The sequence below is a fragment of the Pantoea sp. SIMBA_079 genome, from assembly GCF_046940275.1.
Taxonomy (GTDB): domain Bacteria; phylum Pseudomonadota; class Gammaproteobacteria; order Enterobacterales; family Enterobacteriaceae; genus Pantoea; species Pantoea borealis.
In genome coordinates, this window is sequence record NZ_JAWRYR010000320.1 from 1 (window position 1) to 271 (window position 271).

At 45.4% G+C, this 271-nt stretch carries 1 protein-coding gene; it reads left to right on the forward strand.

Annotated features, from left to right (window positions below; all coding sequences use genetic code 11):
- On the forward strand, positions 1-271 hold a 271-nt coding region (locus tag SB719_RS20205; RefSeq protein WP_412159747.1), incomplete at both ends, for a fimbria/pilus outer membrane usher protein.

Here is a 271-nt window from a genome sequence, read left to right on the forward strand (position 1 = left end):
GTTATTATTCTCTGAATGCCAGTTGGAATGGTTCATTCACTGCGACTCGCCACGGTGCCGCTTTCCACGACTATAGCGGTAGTGCTGACTCGCGTTTTATGATCGACGCAGACGGCACTGAAGATATTCCGTTGAACAATAAACGCGCGGTAACTAATCGGTATGGCATCGGAGTTATTCCATCAGTCAGCAGTTACATAACAACATCATTAAGTGTTGATACCCGAAATCTGCCAGAAAATGTGGATATCGAAAACTCGGTTATCACCAC